At 56.5% G+C, this 16,585-nt stretch carries 14 protein-coding genes and 1 pseudogene; 11 read left to right on the top strand and 4 right to left on the bottom strand.

All coding sequences use genetic code 11. The features are described from left to right. A partial coding sequence (locus OSC10802_RS43475) for a hypothetical protein (RefSeq protein ID WP_044172786.1) occupies positions 1-2,498 on the bottom strand: 2,498 nt, incomplete at its 3' end. A gap of 225 nt (positions 2,499-2,723) precedes the next feature. Between OSC10802_RS43475 and gpmI the strand changes: the two genes are divergently transcribed. Then, a complete protein-coding gene (gpmI, locus tag OSC10802_RS0136245; RefSeq protein WP_017721651.1) occupies positions 2,724-4,322 on the top strand; it encodes a 2,3-bisphosphoglycerate-independent phosphoglycerate mutase in 1,599 nt (532 codons plus the stop codon). 366 nt (positions 4,323-4,688) lie between these two features. Here gpmI and OSC10802_RS55295 read toward each other — a convergent pair. After that, positions 4,689-4,830: pseudogene (locus tag OSC10802_RS55295) on the bottom strand (RNA-guided endonuclease TnpB family protein); the annotation flags it as partial. 266 nt (positions 4,831-5,096) lie between these two features. Between OSC10802_RS55295 and secG the strand changes: the two are divergent. The 5 genes from secG (at position 5,097) to rpoD (ending at position 8,789) form a co-directional block, all read left to right on the top strand. Continuing rightward, positions 5,097-5,327, top strand: a complete 231-nt coding sequence (gene secG, locus OSC10802_RS0136235) for a preprotein translocase subunit SecG (RefSeq protein ID WP_017721649.1) — start codon at positions 5,097-5,099, stop codon at positions 5,325-5,327. Positions 5,328-5,384: 57 nt separating this feature from the next. After that, positions 5,385-6,224 (top strand): hypothetical protein, encoded by an 840-nt coding sequence (locus OSC10802_RS0136230; protein WP_017721648.1) that lies wholly within the window; start codon positions 5,385-5,387, stop codon positions 6,222-6,224. A gap of 645 nt (positions 6,225-6,869) precedes the next feature. After that, positions 6,870-7,283, top strand: coding sequence for a hypothetical protein (locus tag OSC10802_RS52255; RefSeq protein ID WP_155969201.1), 414 nt, complete (start codon positions 6,870-6,872; stop codon positions 7,281-7,283). A gap of 27 nt (positions 7,284-7,310) precedes the next feature. After that, positions 7,311-7,598 carry a hypothetical protein gene (locus OSC10802_RS0136220; RefSeq protein ID WP_017721646.1) on the top strand — a complete coding sequence of 96 codons (288 nt, stop codon included), beginning with the start codon at positions 7,311-7,313 and terminating at the stop codon, positions 7,596-7,598. A 27-nt stretch (positions 7,599-7,625) separates the two neighbouring features. Continuing rightward, a complete protein-coding gene (gene rpoD / locus OSC10802_RS0136215; RefSeq protein WP_026099108.1) occupies positions 7,626-8,789 on the top strand; it encodes an RNA polymerase sigma factor RpoD in 1,164 nt (387 codons plus the stop codon). A 188-nt stretch (positions 8,790-8,977) separates the two neighbouring features. On the opposite strand, the gene OSC10802_RS43470 is transcribed toward rpoD, so the two are convergent. Together OSC10802_RS43470 and OSC10802_RS0136205 are read right to left on the bottom strand one after the other, a co-directional pair. After that, on the bottom strand, positions 8,978-9,130 hold the full coding sequence (locus tag OSC10802_RS43470; protein WP_017721644.1) for a CAB/ELIP/HLIP family chlorophyll-binding protein: 153 nt from the start codon (positions 9,128-9,130) through the stop codon (positions 8,978-8,980). Positions 9,131-9,440: 310 nt separating this feature from the next. Beyond that, on the bottom strand, positions 9,441-10,676 hold the full coding sequence (locus OSC10802_RS0136205; protein WP_017721643.1) for an ABC transporter ATP-binding protein: 1,236 nt from the start codon (positions 10,674-10,676) through the stop codon (positions 9,441-9,443). 200 nt (positions 10,677-10,876) lie between these two features. Here OSC10802_RS0136205 and OSC10802_RS0136195 point away from each other — a divergent pair, with 200 nt between their 5' ends. The 5 genes from OSC10802_RS0136195 to OSC10802_RS0136175 all read left to right on the top strand — a co-directional run bounded on the left by OSC10802_RS0136195 (position 10,877) and on the right by OSC10802_RS0136175 (position 16,483). Further along, a complete protein-coding gene (locus tag OSC10802_RS0136195; RefSeq protein WP_017721641.1) occupies positions 10,877-11,812 on the top strand; it encodes an RpnC/YadD family protein in 936 nt (311 codons plus the stop codon). Beyond that, positions 11,812-12,003, top strand: coding sequence for a hypothetical protein (locus OSC10802_RS0136190; RefSeq protein WP_017721640.1), 192 nt, complete (start codon positions 11,812-11,814; stop codon positions 12,001-12,003). The genes OSC10802_RS0136195 and OSC10802_RS0136190 overlap by 1 nt, the downstream gene beginning before the upstream one ends. 91 nt (positions 12,004-12,094) lie before the next feature. Beyond that, positions 12,095-12,502 carry a type II toxin-antitoxin system RelE/ParE family toxin gene (locus tag OSC10802_RS0136185; RefSeq protein ID WP_017721639.1) on the top strand — a complete coding sequence of 136 codons (408 nt, stop codon included), beginning with the start codon at positions 12,095-12,097 and terminating at the stop codon, positions 12,500-12,502. Continuing rightward, entirely contained in the window at positions 12,499-13,215 is a 717-nt protein-coding gene (locus tag OSC10802_RS0136180) for a helix-turn-helix domain-containing protein (protein WP_017721638.1), read from the top strand. The genes OSC10802_RS0136185 and OSC10802_RS0136180 overlap by 4 nt, the downstream gene beginning before the upstream one ends. Before the next feature lie 139 nt (positions 13,216-13,354). Continuing rightward, positions 13,355-16,483, top strand: a complete 3,129-nt coding sequence (locus OSC10802_RS0136175; RefSeq protein WP_155969199.1) for a CHAT domain-containing protein — start codon at positions 13,355-13,357, stop codon at positions 16,481-16,483. Positions 16,484-16,585 lie beyond the last annotated feature (102 nt).

Raw genomic sequence — 16,585 nt, 5'->3', positions numbered from 1 at the left:
TTGGGGCTTTGAGCCGGTTTGGCGGAGGCAGCCACTGCTGCCGGGGCTGCTTTGGCTGCCGCTGTCGGGCGGGCGGCTGCCGCTGCGGGCCTGGCGGCCATTTGAGCGCTGCGGGCTGCCGGCACTTGTTGATGTGCGGCAGATGCTTGAGGGCTTTGAGCCGGTTTGGCGGAGGCAGCCACTGTTGTGGGGGCTGCCTTGGCTTCCGCTATGGGGTGGGCCGCAGCAGCAGCGGGCCTGGCGGCCATTTGAGCGCTGCGGGCTGCCGCCACTTTCGGGCTGGCCGGCACGGTCCACCCCGCTACCGAGGGCAGTTTGGGGCTTTGAGCCGGTTTGGCGGAGGCAGCCACTGCTGCCGGGGCTGCTTTGGCTGCCGCTGTCGGGCGGGCGTCTGCCGCTGCGGGCCTGGCGGCCATTTCAGCGCTGCGGGCTGCCGGCACTTGTTGCTGTGCGGCAGAAGCTTGAGGGCTTTGAACCGGTTTAGCGGAAGCCGCCACCGCTGCGGGGGCTGCCTTGGCTTCCGCTATGGGGCGGGCGGCTGCTGCTGTTGGCCTGGCAGCCATTTCAGCGCTGCGGGCTGCCGCCACTTTCGGGCTGGCTGGTACGGCCCGCCCCGCTACCGAGGGCAGTTTGGGGCTTTGAGCCGGTTTGGCGGAAGCCGCCACCGCTGCCTGGACTGCTTTGGCTGCCGCTGCCGGGCGGGCTGCTGCCGCTGCGGGCCGGGCGGCCATTTCAGCGCTGCGGGCTGCCGGCACTTGTTGCTGTGCGGCAGAAGCTTGAGGGCTTTGAGCCGGTTTGGCGGAGGCAGCCACCGCTGCCTGGGCTGCTTTGGCTGCCGCTATGGGGCGTGCGGCCATTTCAGCCTTGGGGCTTGCCGGCACTTTCGGGCTTGCCGGCACTTTTTGCTGTGCTGCAGGAGCTTGAGGGCTTTGAGCCGGTTTAGCGGAAGCCGCCACCGCTGGGGCGGCTGCCTTGGCTGCCGGTATGGGGCGCGCAGCTGCCGCTGCGGGCCGGGCGGCCATTTGAGCCTTGGGGCTTGCCGGTACAGCCCGCCCCCCCACGGAGGGCAGTTTGGGCGTTTCAGAAGCTTTTGCCAGGCGGACGGCTGCTGGGGCTGCCTTCGTCCCTGCCACCGGACGGGACGGCATCGGTGCCGGCTGGCTGCTGATTTTCGGGCGAATTCCTGACGGCAGGTATGGCACTCCTGGCAGCTGTCGCCCCGCTACGGACGGGAGTTTAGGGCTTTGAGTCGTTTTTGGGGAGGGGCGGACTGGACCTGCGCTGGCTTGGGGAGCTGCGGCTGGCCCTGACTGGGCCGATGCAGGCTGAGGGGCGATTTTCTCACTTGTCCCTGAGGTCAGGTTCGGGAGCCCCACCACTTTTCGCCCCACTGTGGAGGGGAGTTTAGGACTTTCAGTTGTTTTTGGGGAGGGGCGGACGGGAACCTCCCCTGCGCCGGGAGCTGCTGCCCCCCGGGACTGGCCCGCCGCAGGCCGGGCGGTGATTTTAGGGCCTGTTTCCACCGGCAGCTTCTGGAGCCCTGGCACTTGTCGCCCTGCCACTGAGGGGAGTTTGGCTGCTTGAGGCGCTTTCGCTGGTGGCCGGACAGCCACTGCCGCACCGGGCTTGGGTTCCGCCGCCCTGCGGGACGTCCCCGCTGCGGGCTGAGCGGGGATTTTCGGGCCAATTCCCACCGGCAGGTCTGGGAAAGCCGGCACTTGCCTGCCTGCGACGGAGGGGAGTTTCGGGAGTGCAGGAGCTTTCGCCGGTGGGCGAACCGCCGCTGCGCCGGGCTTTGGCCCAGCGGCGGGGCCAGAAGGGCTGCGGCCAGGCTGGCTGGCCATTTTCGGGCCAATCGCCGCCGGCAAATTGGGCAGTGAGGGCGCACTTTGGCCTGTTTGGCGTGGCAGTTCCGGGCTGGTGCCGGTTGCTTTCGGCGGCTGGGGCACCTTCGGGCCCATCGCCGCCGGCAAGTCAGGCAGCGACGGCACTTGCCGGCTTTGTTTGCTCGGCAGTTGGGGGCGCTGAGCTGGTTTTTGGGATGGGGCTGAAGGATTGTTGGGCTTGCGGCTTGCTCCGGTAGGAGCCGCCGGCAGTTTGGGCAGCTCAGGCAGCTCAGGAAGCGCCGGTGCCGACACCACTGGCAGTTCGGGCAGTGGCTGAACCTGGACCAAAGGTGGGGGGGGCGGCGCGGGCAGCACCGGTACGGGCGGCACAAATGGGTTTGTCCGCCCCTTTGTCTTGCTGTTGACGTCCGCCGGCACCTTTTTTGTCCTGTCCTCTGGATTGGTAGAGGCAATTAGCCCGGGCGGCGGTGCCGGTACCACGACCGCCGGTTGGGAAAAGGGCGCTCCTGCAGCCGGTTTTTCTGGCTCTTTTGCTGCGGGCGGGCTCGGTGCTGCGGCGGGTGCTGGAGAGGGTGTGCTGCTGCTTTGAGTTTGTTCGCTCCCCGATCCGCCACACCCACTGACTAGCAGTGCGAGGATTGCTGCTGACACCTTAAATGAAAGTTGACGCACGATCGATGTCCCCAAAAGGTTTAATTCTAAAATTGCTTCCGACTTGTAGATGCTATAATTATAGGTTAACTTTATAATCGCTCCGGGCAGCCAAAAGCGGCCTCTAAATTGAGATTTAGGCTTTTTGTAATAGTTTAGGATGTTGAGAGAGCCTCGGGTGATGATATGATCGATTGGAACATGCTAAAAAAAGAGTGACTGAGTATGGCGCAAGCACCTGTGTCTCCGGTAGTGCTAGTCATTTTAGACGGCTGGGGCTACCGTGAAGCAACGGAGGGAAATGCGATTGCTGCTGCCAATACACCTGTGATGGACAGCCTGTGGGCGGCCTATCCGAGAACGCTAATCCGAACCTCTGGTAAAGCTGTGGGGCTGCCGGAAGGCCAAATGGGCAATTCCGAAGTCGGCCACATGAACATTGGTGCCGGTCGGATTGTCAAGCAAGAATTAATGCGCATTACGGATGCGGTGGAAGATGGCTCCTTACTGAGCAACCGGGCACTGGTGAAAATTTGCCAGCAGGTGCGTTCTACTTCGGGCAAGCTGCATTTGGTCGGTCTTTGCTCTGAAGGCGGGGTACACTCCCATATTAGCCATCTTTTTGGACTGCTGGAGCTAGCGAAGGAGCAGGGGATTTCACAAGTGTGCCTCCACGCTCTTACGGATGGGCGCGACACCTCGCCAACAGAGGGAGTCGAAGCCATTGGCAAAATTGAACAGGCGATTGAGCGCGCCGGCGTGGGGCGGATTGTCACTCTCAGCGGGCGCTACTACGCGATGGATCGCGACAACCGCTGGGATCGGGTTAAGCGCGCTTACGAGGTGATGACTCAGGATGGCCCTGGGGATGGCCGCTCCGCTAGAGAGGTTTTGCTTGCTTCTTACAGTCAAGGCATCACGGACGAGTTTGTCGTCCCGACTCGCATCGCTCCGGGAGCGGTGGGGCCGGGAGATGGCATAATTTTCTTTAACTTCCGGCCTGACCGGGCTCGGCAACTCACTTATGCCTTTGTGGCTCCGAATTTCAAGGGGTTTGAGCGGCAGCAAATCCTCCCCCTGTGGTTTGCCACTTTCACTCAATATGACCCAGACCTGCCGGTGCTGGTGGCATTCTTGCCGCAAAACCTCAGCAATATCTTGGGGGAGGTGCTTGCTAAACACGGACTGCGCCAGTTTCGCACCGCTGAAACAGAGAAGTACGCGCACGTGACGTATTTCTTTAATGGTGGGTTGGAGGAGCCGTTTGAGGGCGAGGATCGGGAGCTGGTGCAAAGTCCGATGGTGGCGACTTATGACCGGGCACCGGCAATGTCGGCGAACGAGGTGACCGATGTGGCCATTGCGGCCATGGCAAAGCGCATCTATTCCCTGGTGGCGATCAACTACGCCAACCCCGATATGGTGGGGCACACCGGCAATATGAAAGCCACCGCAGAGGCGATTGAAACTGTCGATAGCTGTCTGGCCCGCCTGCTGGAAAGTGTCAGCCGCGCCGGCGGTACGGCGATTATTATCGCTGACCACGGCAATGCCGAATACATGGTGGACGAACAGGGCAACCCCTGGACGGCTCACACCACCAACCCGGTGCCTTTTATTTTAATCGAAGGGGAAGGGCTGAAAATCCCGGGGCACGGCACCCAAGTCAGCCTGCGAGCCGATGCCTGCTTGGCCGATGTTGCCCCCACTATCCTGGAAATTTTAAACCTGCCCCAACCTGCGGAAATGACTGGCCGCTCTGTAATTGTGCCCGTGGATTTTGAGGTTCGCGCCAACCGCACGCCGGTGAGCGTTCGGCTCTAACCAACAGCTTTCGGGCCATCTTGCCTCAGGCATTCGCTTGCCGTTCAGGGCGCAGAACCGCCAAGCGCATGTTTTCATTTGACTCTTCCAGGCGCGACATGCCGCATCTGCGGGGCTTCAGCCCGCAGAGCGGTCCCCAATGGCGGGCCGTGAGAATCGGGGACACTGCTGCCGCCGGGGGCTCTCCCACCTGCTGCCGTTAGAAGTCGAGTGGGGGCGGTTTCACCCCAAATCTCTGCCGGTTCCCAGCCCTATCTGCCTGTCCCGCCCGTGCCAGACTAGGGTCAGAGCCTCCTAACTAGAAGGCCAAACATCTGCGTCGAGTTGGGGTGCGCGAGTCTGTTCTGATACAGTTTCCGACTTATTCCGGATATTCCTGGACAGTGAAACGATAGCACTATCCCCCTCAAAAATGATAGAGGCCGTATTCCGCAAAGCTTCCAGGAAAATCCCAGGCATCGCCATTCCAGTCTTGCGATAGCATAAACCCGCAATTGGGACAGTGAAAAATTCCAAGAGCCGCTATCTGGCCCATAGGGCTGTCCTCAAGTCTCTGTGTGTATTATATCACGCTTTCCGGCCAGGCCCACAAAATCCATGATTAAATTTTCTCTCTTCCTTTGAAACTGACCCTGAGCCCCCAATCCTCTGAACAATCTCTTAATATATACAAAGGATTAGCGGCGAGAGTGCCAGCCTGACTTCAGACTTGTGAAAGTCGATCGGGCCGGCACTCGCGGGCCAACCCCAAACAAGAGAAACTTGAGTGTGCGTATGCTTGTTAATGTCCTGCAAGTCCTGTGGGCAGCGTCTGCCGTAGGCATTATTGTGTTCGTGTTGCTGCACAGCCCCAAAGGCGATGGCATTGGGGGCATTGGCGGACAAGCCCAGCTTTTTACCAGCGCTAAAAGTGCCGAAACCACTCTCAACCGCATCACCTGGGCGCTGAGTGTGATTTTTATGGGGTTAACGCTGATTTTGAGCGCTGGGTGGCTAGGCAAGTAGCCGTCCTATTTGGAATGTTGCGTGAGTAAGAAATTTAGACTCTAAAATCAGCCATATATGCGCTGGCTGCGACCGCAGGCAGTTTTTTTGCTCGCCATTCTCACCGCCTTACTTGTTATTATTACTCACTCCCGTCTCCCAGCCGCCAACCCCACCGGCGGCTTGTATTCAGCTGCGCCGCTGCTGAGTTCCACCGACCTGCCTCAGGGACTGCCACCCCCGCGCCCCCACCCCCTGCCCCCCAGTTTGGCGCAGTGGCGCGATCCGGCAAACAGCGGAGATTATTTCGATCGGGTAACAGCGGGGGAAGTGGGCCATCTGGTGTGGTCGCAATTTCCCGTGAGGGTTTACGTGCAGCCAGCTGACGGCAACCTAGCGGGCACTCCCTCGGGCCATCACCGGCAGGAGCTGCGGGTGAGTGCCGTATTGCAGGCGGTGCGGGAGTGGGGCGTCTATTTGCCCTTAGAAGTGGTGGCGCAGCCAGAAATCGCGGATATCGCCATCTGGCACCGGCAGCCGAGCTTGCGGATGTCTCCCACCGGCACTCCCGAACGCGCCCGCTCAGCGGAAACCCGCTACGAGCTCTACATCCGCCAGCCACAGGGCCAGCCGGCCATTCTGTCCCACCGCTGCACTATCTTCTTGAGCCCCAACCAGCACGGGGCGTACATCCAAGCAGCGGCTCGCCACGAATTGGGCCACGCTCTGGGCATCTGGGGGCACAGCCCCAGTGAAACTGACGCCCTGTACTTTTCCCAGGTTCGCACTCCGCCCCCCATTTCCCCCAGAGACGTAAACACGCTGAAACGTGTTTACCAACAGCCGGCGCGCTTGGGATGGCCGGTCGATTCTCCGCCCAGTTCCCAGCCGCCTCCGGCAACGAGCAGGGTGCGCTGACCGCACACCCTGCCCGTGGGGCGCTCGCTGGCACTTCTCTCACTTTCACCTGAGATATTGACTCAATTGACTCCAGAGCGGTTCGCGGAAGAATATGATAGGATTTCAGCCAAAGGCAATTCGCCTGCTGGAATCAAATTAGTCAAGCTGAAGGCAGCGGCGACCTGCCAGCTTTCTTCCAGACTGCGGCCATGCCAGTGTTTTCCCTTAGCCCTCAGCTAACAAGCCCGGGATCGGGCAGGCAAAGCCGGTAAAAACCCTGTGAATTCCCACTGCTCTCCTGAGTTTTTGGGGTTTGCCCACTGAGCCGGTCCTTGAAGTTTTTCTCTCCCTGTCCCCTAAGCCCCCAAAAGTGACAGCGCTCTCCAGGCGCAACTCCAGTTTTGGCGGGGCCGGCCCCAAGCGCTTCAAACCCAACAAACACGGGCATTCCCACACTTGGCTAGGGCACTTTTCCCACCGCCCTGATGAGGAAATGTTAATTTCTCAGACTTACCCACTGTCAGTTTCCAAATTTATTGACTAGAATAGCTGCATGGAGTTCGGGTATTTCTCCCGATGGATTTTGTTACAAACTTAAGTAGTATTTAACAGAATGTAGCTTTCAGCCTTGAGGACTCAAAGGGGGGTGCCGACCGGTACCGTTTGGGAGCGCCGGCACTTAGCGCGTGGCTCGTCAGAGAACGGCTTCTCTGCTGTAACGGAAGGCGCAATCCTGAGGATTCGGCAACGCCCGACTTGCGGGCTTCCATCTTATCGTTCCGCCCGGGCTGCGACGATCGCGCCTCCAATCTGAGGGAGGTGCCACCGGCACAGCGCAGCCCCCAACTCACCACTCAACAGCCGGCACAACCGGCACCGACTCGCTTGCGAATTGCCCAGGCAATTCAAGGACAAAGGGTAAATATGGGTGCGTCAATGATTCTCGCTTGGAGCTGCAACTCAGCTGGCAAAAACGAAACGCTCATGTTCCAACTCACTACCTGGAATTGGATGGAACCCGCTGTCCCGGAAGGTCATATCCGGGTAGCGCCTGTCAAATCTCCTAGTATCTTGTAGACTTTTCAAGCACGCAGCTAAGATCGCATGGTAGAGCTGGACAAAGCTGAAGAAGCGCGACTTCCCGACACCATCGTTAAGCCGACCAAACAGCGTGCTTTTTTTGTGAAAAAGGCTACAATCGGAGAGGTCTTCGCAAGATCCGAGATAGCCGTATTCAGTGGCGCTTCTCCCCAACCTTTTGGTGGCGCTGAGCGCGATGTATCTTTCAGTCAGCTAGCTAGCGGTTGTTCGAGCCACTTGTGGCTTGAAAAACTTGGCAACAGGCTAGTCTGTCTGGATCTCAACCGAACACGCTATTCAGTTATTGATTGATTCATGAAGGAGCATGAGGAACGCGGCATGACCCAGCCTAACAACACACTGGAAACTCTCGATCGGAATGCGCTGGATATCCCCCAGCCCGAACTCGATTTAGATCGGTTAATGGAAGATACAGAAATGGAGCTGAGCGACTCCAGCGACCTAGAGGTATCTCTGGACATTCCGCCTGAGGAGGAGGACGGCAAGTCTGGAAAGGTTCGCTCCAGCCGTCGGAAAGCCCAGGCTAAGAAGAAGCACTATACTGAAGATTCTATTCGCCTGTACCTGCAAGAAATAGGGCGGATTCGGCTGCTTCGCGCTGACGAGGAGATTGAACTGGCGCGGAAAATTGCCGATTTGCTGGAATTAGAGCGCATCCGAGAGAACTTGTGCAGCGAGCTAGAGCGCTCTCCGCGCGATGCGGAGTGGGCTGACGCTGTTAAAATGCCCCTGCCGGCATTTCGCCAGCGCCTCCACCTGGGCCGGCGGGCCAAGGACAAGATGGTGCAGTCCAACCTGCGGCTGGTGGTTTCGATCGCCAAGAAATATATGAATCGCGGGCTGTCGTTCCAAGACCTGATTCAAGAGGGCAGTCTCGGTCTGATTCGGGCGGCGGAGAAGTTTGACCACGAGAAGGGCTACAAGTTCTCCACCTACGCCACTTGGTGGATTCGTCAGGCGATCACTCGCGCGATCGCCGATCAGTCCCGCACTATCCGCCTCCCCGTTCACCTTTACGAAACCATCTCTCGGATCAAAAAGACCACTAAACTCCTCTCTCAAGAAATGGGCCGCAAGCCCACAGAAGAGGAAATCGCCACTCGCATGGAAATGACCATCGAGAAGCTGCGCTTCATCGCTAAATCCGCTCAGCTGCCCATATCTCTAGAAACCCCCATCGGGAAAGAAGAAGACTCCCGACTGGGGGATTTTATTGAGTCCGACGGCGAGACTCCAGAAGATCAGGTCGCCAAAAATCTGCTCCGGGAGGACTTGGAAAGCGTCCTTGACACCCTCAGCCCCCGGGAGCGCGATGTCTTGCGCCTGCGCTACGGCCTTGATGACGGGCGCATGAAAACCCTAGAGGAAATTGGCCAGATATTTAACGTCACCCGCGAGCGCATCCGCCAAATCGAGGCGAAGGCCCTGCGGAAACTGCGCCACCCCAATCGCAACAGCATCCTCAAGGAATACATCCGCTAGCAGCGCTAATTGCCAATCCCTAATTGCTAAGCAATTAGCAATTAGCAATTGGCAATTATCAAATCAAAAAAAACTGGGGGCTAGTGCATGAACGCGCTTAATCCCGTCTCGGCACTCCCCCCAACGGTTGCGTGCGGCGCGGACTTGATATTATCCGTGTTCCCACCGGCACCGCACTGAGAGCTCAATTACATCAAGCCCCAGAAGTGCAGCACACCCTTGCCCGTCACCAGTTCCACAATCAGGGCGGTGGCAAAGCCTATCATGGCCAAACGACCGTTCCAGTTTTCGGCACCGGCAGTAAAGCCCCACTGCCAAGCATTGCGGTTTTCGTTTTGCATGGTAGCCCTCTCCTAGCGCAACGTTTTGTTAACTTCTGTTAATTAATGTAGCTATAACTTGCCAAAAGTGCAACAATCTGCACCGGCATGTTGGCGGCGCGGACAAAATGGCCCTACCCGAACATCACCCTTTGGCCGCCTCTCCTCTTCCGAGAGCAGGTCATGAGGTGATATCCGTTTGAATAATTCTAATAATAATAAAGCGGTCTTATTGCTTTACTTTTACAAAGCAAGGGAAACAGACCGTAAGCCGTGTTATTTAAGACAAACTAATCAGGCGTAAGTTATAAAAAGGGCTGTTTCGCTGCCCCTAGGGCCAGATGGCGGTGCCGGTTTCTGGGTCAAAGAGATGGATCTTGTCGGGTGGGATGGCCAGCCAGAGTTGCTCGCCGGGGCGCACCGCGCGGTCTGGATCGACTCGCACCTGCAGGGTGCATGGGGTGGGGCTGTTGCCGGCGAGGCTGACCGATAAATAAGTTTCGTGTCCGAGGGCTTCCACCAAGTCCACCTGCACCGGCAAGTTTTTCACCGCCGCCTGACTGACGCTCAAGTGTTCGGGGCGGACCCCCAAGATCGCACACTGGCCATCGTAATTTTCCAGGGCGCGGGCCCACAGGTCAGGCAGAGTCAGGCGAAACTGCGAGTGGGCAATCTGCAGGGGGGCTTTCACCTGCACCGGCAGGAAATTCATCGGCGGCGATCCAATAAATTCCGCCACAAACCGGTTTGCCGGTCGATTGTAGAGTTCCAGGGGAGGGGCGACTTGCTGGATTTGGCCCAAGTTCATCACCGCAATCCGAGCCCCCATCGTCATCGCTTCCGTTTGGTCGTGAGTCACATATATCGTAGTAGTGCCGATCTGGCGCTGCAGCTTGACAATTTGCGCCCGGGTTTCCGCTCGCAGTTTGGCGTCCAGGTTGGACAGGGGCTCGTCCATCAAAAACACTTGCGGGTTGCGGGCGATAGCGCGCCCGAGGGCGACGCGCTGCTTCTGTCCGCCAGAGAGCTGTTTGGGGAGCCGGTTCAGCAATGATTCGATTTGCAGCAGCTCGGCGACAGTGCGCACTCGCTCGTCAATCGCTTTCTCTCCTTCCGAAAGGTAGCGCAGTCCTTTGGGGAGGGAGCGGGTGATGGCGGCGAGGGTGTCCGAAACCCACCGGCTCTCTGTGTCCCCTGCGGACATGCCGGTGCGCCGCAGTCCAAAGGCGATATTGTCATAAACGCTCATGTGGGGGTAGAGCGCATAATTCTGGAACACCATTGCGATGTCTCGCGCTTTGGGGGGGAGATCGTTGACGAGGCGATCTCCCACCCAGATGTTGCCGGCGGTGAGCTGTTCCAAACCGGCAATTAAGCGCAGCAAGGTGCTTTTGCCGCAGCCAGAAGGGCCAACCAATACCATAAATTCGCCATCTTCGACGCTGAGGTTGATGCGCCGCAAGATGTTGACGCCGGCTTTTTGGGAGGAGGGATCTTCTGAGGGTGCCGGTGTGCCGGTGCGGTTGGGGAAGCTTTTGTAGATATTTTCGAGCAGGACTTGGGCCACGATGGGTTGCTGGGTGCCGGTGGGGTCTGTTTTGATTGTGCCTTATTTGGGGGGAGGGTGGAACCGCCTTAGACGCGAAGCGGCTTCCCGCAGGGTAGACGCCGAGAACGCCAAGGAAGAGAGGGGAGAGGGAGAGGGGCGCGAGCCGCGCGAGTTGAGAATTAAAGTAGAGAAGTAGGCAGGCATTGGGGGAGCAACAGATGACGCGACAGCCTCACGACCAGTTTGCGAAACAATATTTAGAGGAGCTGTTAGCGCCTCTGGGTCAAGTAGAGACTAGCCGCGAAGTGTCGCCGGAAGTCCGCCAAATTGATGTCTGGTTTGTGCCGGCACCCCAACCCGCAACAGACCCGCAGCTTCTTGGTTTGCTGGGCCAAATGGCCGCAACCGCCGCTCTGTTCGAGCCGTTCCGGAATCCCCCAACGCCAGAGGAAGTGCTAGATTGCCAAAGCAAGTTGAATGAAGTCCGCAGGGATCTGCGGCGGAGAGCCAGACGCGAACAGCGCCCCTTTAGCGAAACAGACTGGCCCAGGTTGTGGGTTCTATCGCCTTCTTGTTCCGCCAGACTGCTGAACGGATGTGGGGCCAAACTCGATGAGTCTGGCAACTGGCCCGCAGGCGTTTATTTTCTGCCAGAGTTCCAGAAGACGGCGCTGGTGGCGATTAACCAACTGCCGCGAACTCAAGAGACGCTCTGGCTGCGCGTTCTGGGCAAGGATAAAACTCAGGAAACGGCTATCTATGAACTAGCGGCACTCCCACAGGGGCACCCGTTACGCACCAGTTTACTAGAGCTGCTTTCTAATTGGCGCATGACTCTAGAAACAAGTGAAAATTTAACTAATGAGGATCGGGAGTTGATTATGAAGTTATCACCGGCTTATCTGCGTTGGCGGGAAGAAACCTTACAGGAAGGCCGGCAAGAAGGCCGACAAGAAGGCCGACAAGAAGGCCGGCTCGAAGACCGGCGGGAGATGGTTGAAAACCTTCTGAGAGTTCGATTTGGCTCTCTGGATGACCAACTGGCGGGGATAGTTGCGCCTTTGTTGCAGTTGCCGGCAGAGGAGTTAACCCGACTGCTGCTGAGTCTTTCTCGCGAGGAACTCCTGGAACGGTTTGGGGGGCAGTCTGGCTGATGGGTGGCGCGGTGGCTTGCTTTGGGGGTGCTGATCTGCTGCTGAAATGGCAGTGGGTTGGGTCAGGACAGCTTGAGCCCGGATGTGTTGCTGAGTGCCGGCGTGAGGGAACGCCAAGGAAGAAGACGGGACAGGGGGAGGGCACCGGCACTCACGGACACCAGCGCTGGCTGCTGGGTGCATTTCAATAGAGAGGAGATGGGCCATCCCTGCCGGCCATTCCTTAAAAAGAATATAATCCTTGACATTCCCTGAAAAGAATATTAGACTGGGAGGTAGGATGTGACTTGGACTTGGGAGCTGTATGAGGATGGGAGTGGGGAAGTCCCTAAGGCGCTGCTGGCTTATTTTGTTGAGCTGATGCCACCGGCTGAGTTGCCGGCAGATGGGCCACAGCCGGTGCTGACTCTATCGGAAAGCAACAGGCTGCAGTTCAATCTCCGCCGTCTGTGCGAGAAAGGGTTGGCATCTCTGATGAGTGATAATTTCGAGAAATTGGAGGATGATTTGTATGAGTTTCGCCTCACGAAGAGCGAACACAATCCTCGGTTTATCCTGACACCGGCTTTCCCGCAGCGTTTTGTGGTGCTGCACGCTTTTATGAAAAAATATGACCGTAGGATTCGTGACAGTGATAAGGAACCGGCTCGACAGAGATTGCGGGAGTTGAAGGAGAGGGAAGGGCGATGAAGAAGTATAATTTTCAGGAGTGGCTGAACACAAAAGTGAGTCACGATCCGGAGGTGATTCTGGAGGGAAAGCTGGAGTACCTGCGGCTGTATTTGACTGATGCGATGCGGGAGTTGCGGACAAAAGCCGGGCTGACTCAGGCGCAGCTGGCGGAAAAGTTGGGGGTGCAGCAAGCTGCTGTGTCGAAGTTGGAGTCGGCGCTGAAAGATCGGGAGTTCGAGTCGGTGCTGCGCTATTTGCAAGCGCTGGGGGCGGATTTGCTGGTGGCGGTAAAGTCTGGGGATGAACTCTATCAGGTGAGCGATAGTGAGGGGGGGGTTCTGGTGGATGTGCCGGTGGAAGTGCGAGCCCTTGCTGAGGCTGAGGGGATGAGTTTGCGGGAGTATGTTCTGGCGGCGATAAGGCATTTGTCGCAGAGAGATGTTTCTGTGATAGAATCGTTTCTGGAAAGTGATGAGCCGGTGGCGATAAAGGTGCGGGAGAGGCTGGGAGGGCGCGCGATTTCAGAACTTGCGGCTGACTTGGAAAGATGCTTGAGTCTTTCTGAAGAGGATGAGCGGATTTTTGCTGTGAAGAATCTGTTAGCCGGTGGGGTTAGTGCTGGGGGTGCGGGGATGAATCGCGATTCGAGTGATGAGGGGGAGGATGAGATTCAGTTGCTGGATTTGGCTGAAGAGTTGCTGGAGAAGTTGGGAGATATGGGGTTGATATAAGGTGAGTGTTTGGATAAAATAGAAGCTAGGATAATTTGCAGGAAGTTTGAAAGATAGGACTGGGAAGCTTTGCAGCTAGGTGAGTCTGCCGGCGCGAAAAAGTTTTGCAGGTTTGGCAGCACTGTCAGGAGCAGTCTATATGGCAAAAGGATTCGATTCTAAACAGCCCAAAAAGGTCAGCAAACGCCAAAAAGAGTATTTCAAGCTGATCGAAGCGCTCCTCGAATGTCGGAGTGGCCAGGAACTCAAGGTTTTGAGGGCTAAGCAACATCTGATTGATGCCGGCTTGCTCAAGACTATGGTACAGGTAGCAATGCTACTAAAGGAGGATGGCGAACGCGAGCTAGCTGACTTTTTAATGCATATTGCTGCGAATTTGGCAGTAACGCTGAAATTGGAACAACCTTCTGGGCGTCATGGCAACACCGGCAAGGAGTCACCTGCAGCAATTTCTCAAGAATGTCGCAATTTCATTATTCAGGCAATCATGCCAATGCTCAGAAGCGATGACAGCCCGGAATCAGCGCACCCAATTCTACAAGCATACCTGGAGCGAGATACTCACTTTATTCAGCGGTTTCGTAACTGGGCAACAGATATGCAGTCTGAAGCTGATCAAAAAGCAGTTATTCTGTACAATTTCAGTCAGATAATTACCAATTGTCCGCTCGGAAATGTAGCTGAGAATATAGAAGAGACTATCGCCTGCTGTCAAACTGCTTTGAAAGTCTTGAATCGCGATGCCAATTCGGAACTCTGGGCGGAGATACTATGGGCGGAGATACAAAACTTGCTGGGTATTGCCTACGGTCAGCGAATCAAAGGCGACAGAGCTGAAAATTTGGAAGTGGCCATTGACGCCTTTGAAAAAGCGTTACAGGTTTGCACTCGTGAGGATGAGGATTCCCCTGAAGGATGGGGCAAAATTAAAAATAATTTGGGGCTGGCTTACCGTTACAGGATTTGGGGCGATAAAGCCGAAAACTTAGAACGAGCGATCGCCGCGCACCAAGCCGCTTTGCAAGTCCGCACCCGAGATGTCTGTCCAAAATTATGGGCGATGACCCAAATGAATTTGGCAGTTGATTACCGCCACCGGATCGAGGGCGACAGAGCCGAAAATCTAGAATTGGCACTGGCGGCTAACAAAGCTGCATTAGAAGTTTACACCCTCCAGGAATTTCCCAGTGATTGGGCTGGAGTTCAAATGAATCTGGGGAATGCTTACTTCTTCCGGATTCGGGGTGAAAAGTCGGAGAATATAGACCAGGCGAGCGCCGCCTTTCAAGCTGCCTTGCAAGTTTACACCCGCAATGCCTTTCCCGAAAATTGGGCAATGGCACAAATGCATCTGGGCAATGTTTCTCAAGAGCGAGGGCAGATAGCGGAGGCATTAACTTATTATCGAGCGGCTCTAGAAATATCGACCCCCACAGCATATCCGGAACCTTGCTTCAAAGCAGGACAAAATATGGGCAATACAGCATTCAGGGCTGAACTGTGGGCAGAAGCGATTGAAGCATACGCCCTCGCTATTGAAGCTGTGGAAACCAGCCGCACTTGGGTAGCTTCTGAATCCCGCCGGCAGGAAATTATGGAAAAGGCTATTCCTGTGTATCACAATATGGTGCAAGCTTGCATCAACACCGGCAAACTCGACAAAGCTTTTGAATATGTCGAGCGCTCCCGCTGCAAACGCCTGGTAGACTTGATGGCGAGTAATGATCTCTACTCGGGGGGCGAAATTCCCCCAAAGGTCAAGGAGTTATTGCAGCAATTTGACAGCTTGCAACAGCAAATTGACCGGCAGCACTCTCAAAAGGATGCCGGCAGCAATCGCGAACTGATGGGCACGCTCAGCCGCGCCGCCCTAAAAGCCCGCAACGACACTATCGCTGCTTTAGAAGCCCAAAAACTGCAAATCTGGGAACAGATCAGACGCCTCGATCCCGTACTTGCCGGTGAAATTAAGGTAGACGCTCCTAATTTGCTTGCCATACAGCAGCTGATTTCTCAGCCTACAACTGCCATTCTCAGTTTCTACACTACCGAGAGCCACACGTATATCTTTGTGGTGCGGCAAAACCAGATTGCGGCGCAGATTTGTCCCGGACAAGGAATCAAAGTTTTGCCGGCTTGGATACGGGAAAATTGGCTGTTGCCCTATTTAGCCTGTGAGGGTGAAACCAAAGCTGAAAAAGCTGACCGGCAACAGCAGTGGCGCACCGGCATGAGTCCTTTCTTAGCGGAACTGGCTCACCGGCTTGAAATTAACAAGCTGATTGCCGAACATCTAGCCGGCATTGAAGAACTCATTATTGTGCCTCACCACTTGCTGTATCTAATTCCTTTCGCCGCTTTGCCGGTTCCCCCCTCTCCCACCTCGGATTCGCAGTTGGGGGCGAGCGCGAAATATCTGGGGGACAAATTCCTCATCCGCTACACCCCCAGCTGTCAAATTTTGGAATTTTGCGCCAATCGCGGCGAGGTGGAGACGCAACTCAGCGCTCTAGAATATGGCACGGTGGAAGATGCGGAAGACAACCTCCCGTGTGCCGGCTTTGAAGGCGAACAAATTGCCCAGCTGTGCGGCATTCCTGAGAGCCGGCGGCTGAAAGGCAAAACTCAAGCTACCCGCGACAACTACCGCCGGCTCGCTGAACAAGTCCAGGTCCTTCACTCCTGTCACCACGCCCAATCTCGCCTTGACAATCCTCTGGAATCTGTGCTAAGATTAGGGGATGGCAGTATAACTTTGGGGCAGCTGATGACACCGGCATGGCGTCTGCCGGCTCTCTCGGATGTGTTTCTCTCCTGCTGCGAGACGGGTTTGGGTGTGCCGCCACTGACGGAGGATATTTTGACGCTCTCCACCGGCTTTTTGTGTGCCGGTGCCCGCAGTGCGGTCAGCACACTTTGGGCAGTGGATGACTTGGCAACAGCGCTGTTTTCTATATTTTATTACAAACACCGGCAAGAAGGCAACAGCCGCCCGGAAGCTTTGCGGAAAGCGCAAGTCAAACTGCGGGAACTCACGAAAGCGGATTTGGCAGAAATCTCTCAGCAAGTAAGCTCGGCTCGAAAGGAAGCGAGAAGCAAGCGAAAGCAATTCCCGGAAGGTTCGGAGGACTATTTGAAATGGGATGGGGAATATCGCAAGTATGCCGGTGTGACGAATCAGATTGACAAACTTAAAACTTCTCCAGAGGAATTGCCCTTTTCACAGCTCTGTTTCTGGGCTGCTTTCACTTGCGCCGGCTTGCACTGACGGCTGGAGGAAACTTTAAAAAGCCTGCCGGTGGGAGTGCGACAGGCGTTCCCTCCGACCCATTTATAGCAATACACAGTCAGTTTAGTACAAGGGATCTCA

It is taken from the genome of Kamptonema formosum PCC 10802 (assembly GCF_000332335.1).
In the GTDB taxonomy this organism is placed as follows: domain Bacteria; phylum Cyanobacteriota; class Cyanobacteriia; order Cyanobacteriales; family Oscillatoriaceae; genus Oscillatoria.
Note: the sequence above shows the minus strand (reverse complement) of the source record. Positions and strands in the feature narration are given on the sequence as shown.

Coding starts and splice junctions, on each gene's coding strand:
- rpoD (WP_026099108.1), top strand. CDS start 7,626: ATGACCCAGCCTAACAACACACTGGAAACTCTCGATCGGAATGCGCTG.
- OSC10802_RS0136175 (WP_155969199.1), top strand. CDS start 13,355: ATGGCAAAAGGATTCGATTCTAAACAGCCCAAAAAGGTCAGCAAACGC.
- gpmI (WP_017721651.1), top strand. CDS start 2,724: ATGGCGCAAGCACCTGTGTCTCCGGTAGTGCTAGTCATTTTAGACGGC.
- OSC10802_RS43470 (WP_017721644.1), bottom strand. CDS start 9,130: ATGCAAAACGAAAACCGCAATGCTTGGCAGTGGGGCTTTACTGCCGGT.
- OSC10802_RS0136195 (WP_017721641.1), top strand. CDS start 10,877: ATGACGCGACAGCCTCACGACCAGTTTGCGAAACAATATTTAGAGGAG.
- OSC10802_RS0136220 (WP_017721646.1), top strand. CDS start 7,311: ATGGTAGAGCTGGACAAAGCTGAAGAAGCGCGACTTCCCGACACCATC.
- secG (WP_017721649.1), top strand. CDS start 5,097: ATGCTTGTTAATGTCCTGCAAGTCCTGTGGGCAGCGTCTGCCGTAGGC.
- OSC10802_RS0136180 (WP_017721638.1), top strand. CDS start 12,499: ATGAAGAAGTATAATTTTCAGGAGTGGCTGAACACAAAAGTGAGTCAC.
- OSC10802_RS0136230 (WP_017721648.1), top strand. CDS start 5,385: ATGCGCTGGCTGCGACCGCAGGCAGTTTTTTTGCTCGCCATTCTCACC.
- OSC10802_RS0136190 (WP_017721640.1), top strand. CDS start 11,812: ATGGGTGGCGCGGTGGCTTGCTTTGGGGGTGCTGATCTGCTGCTGAAA.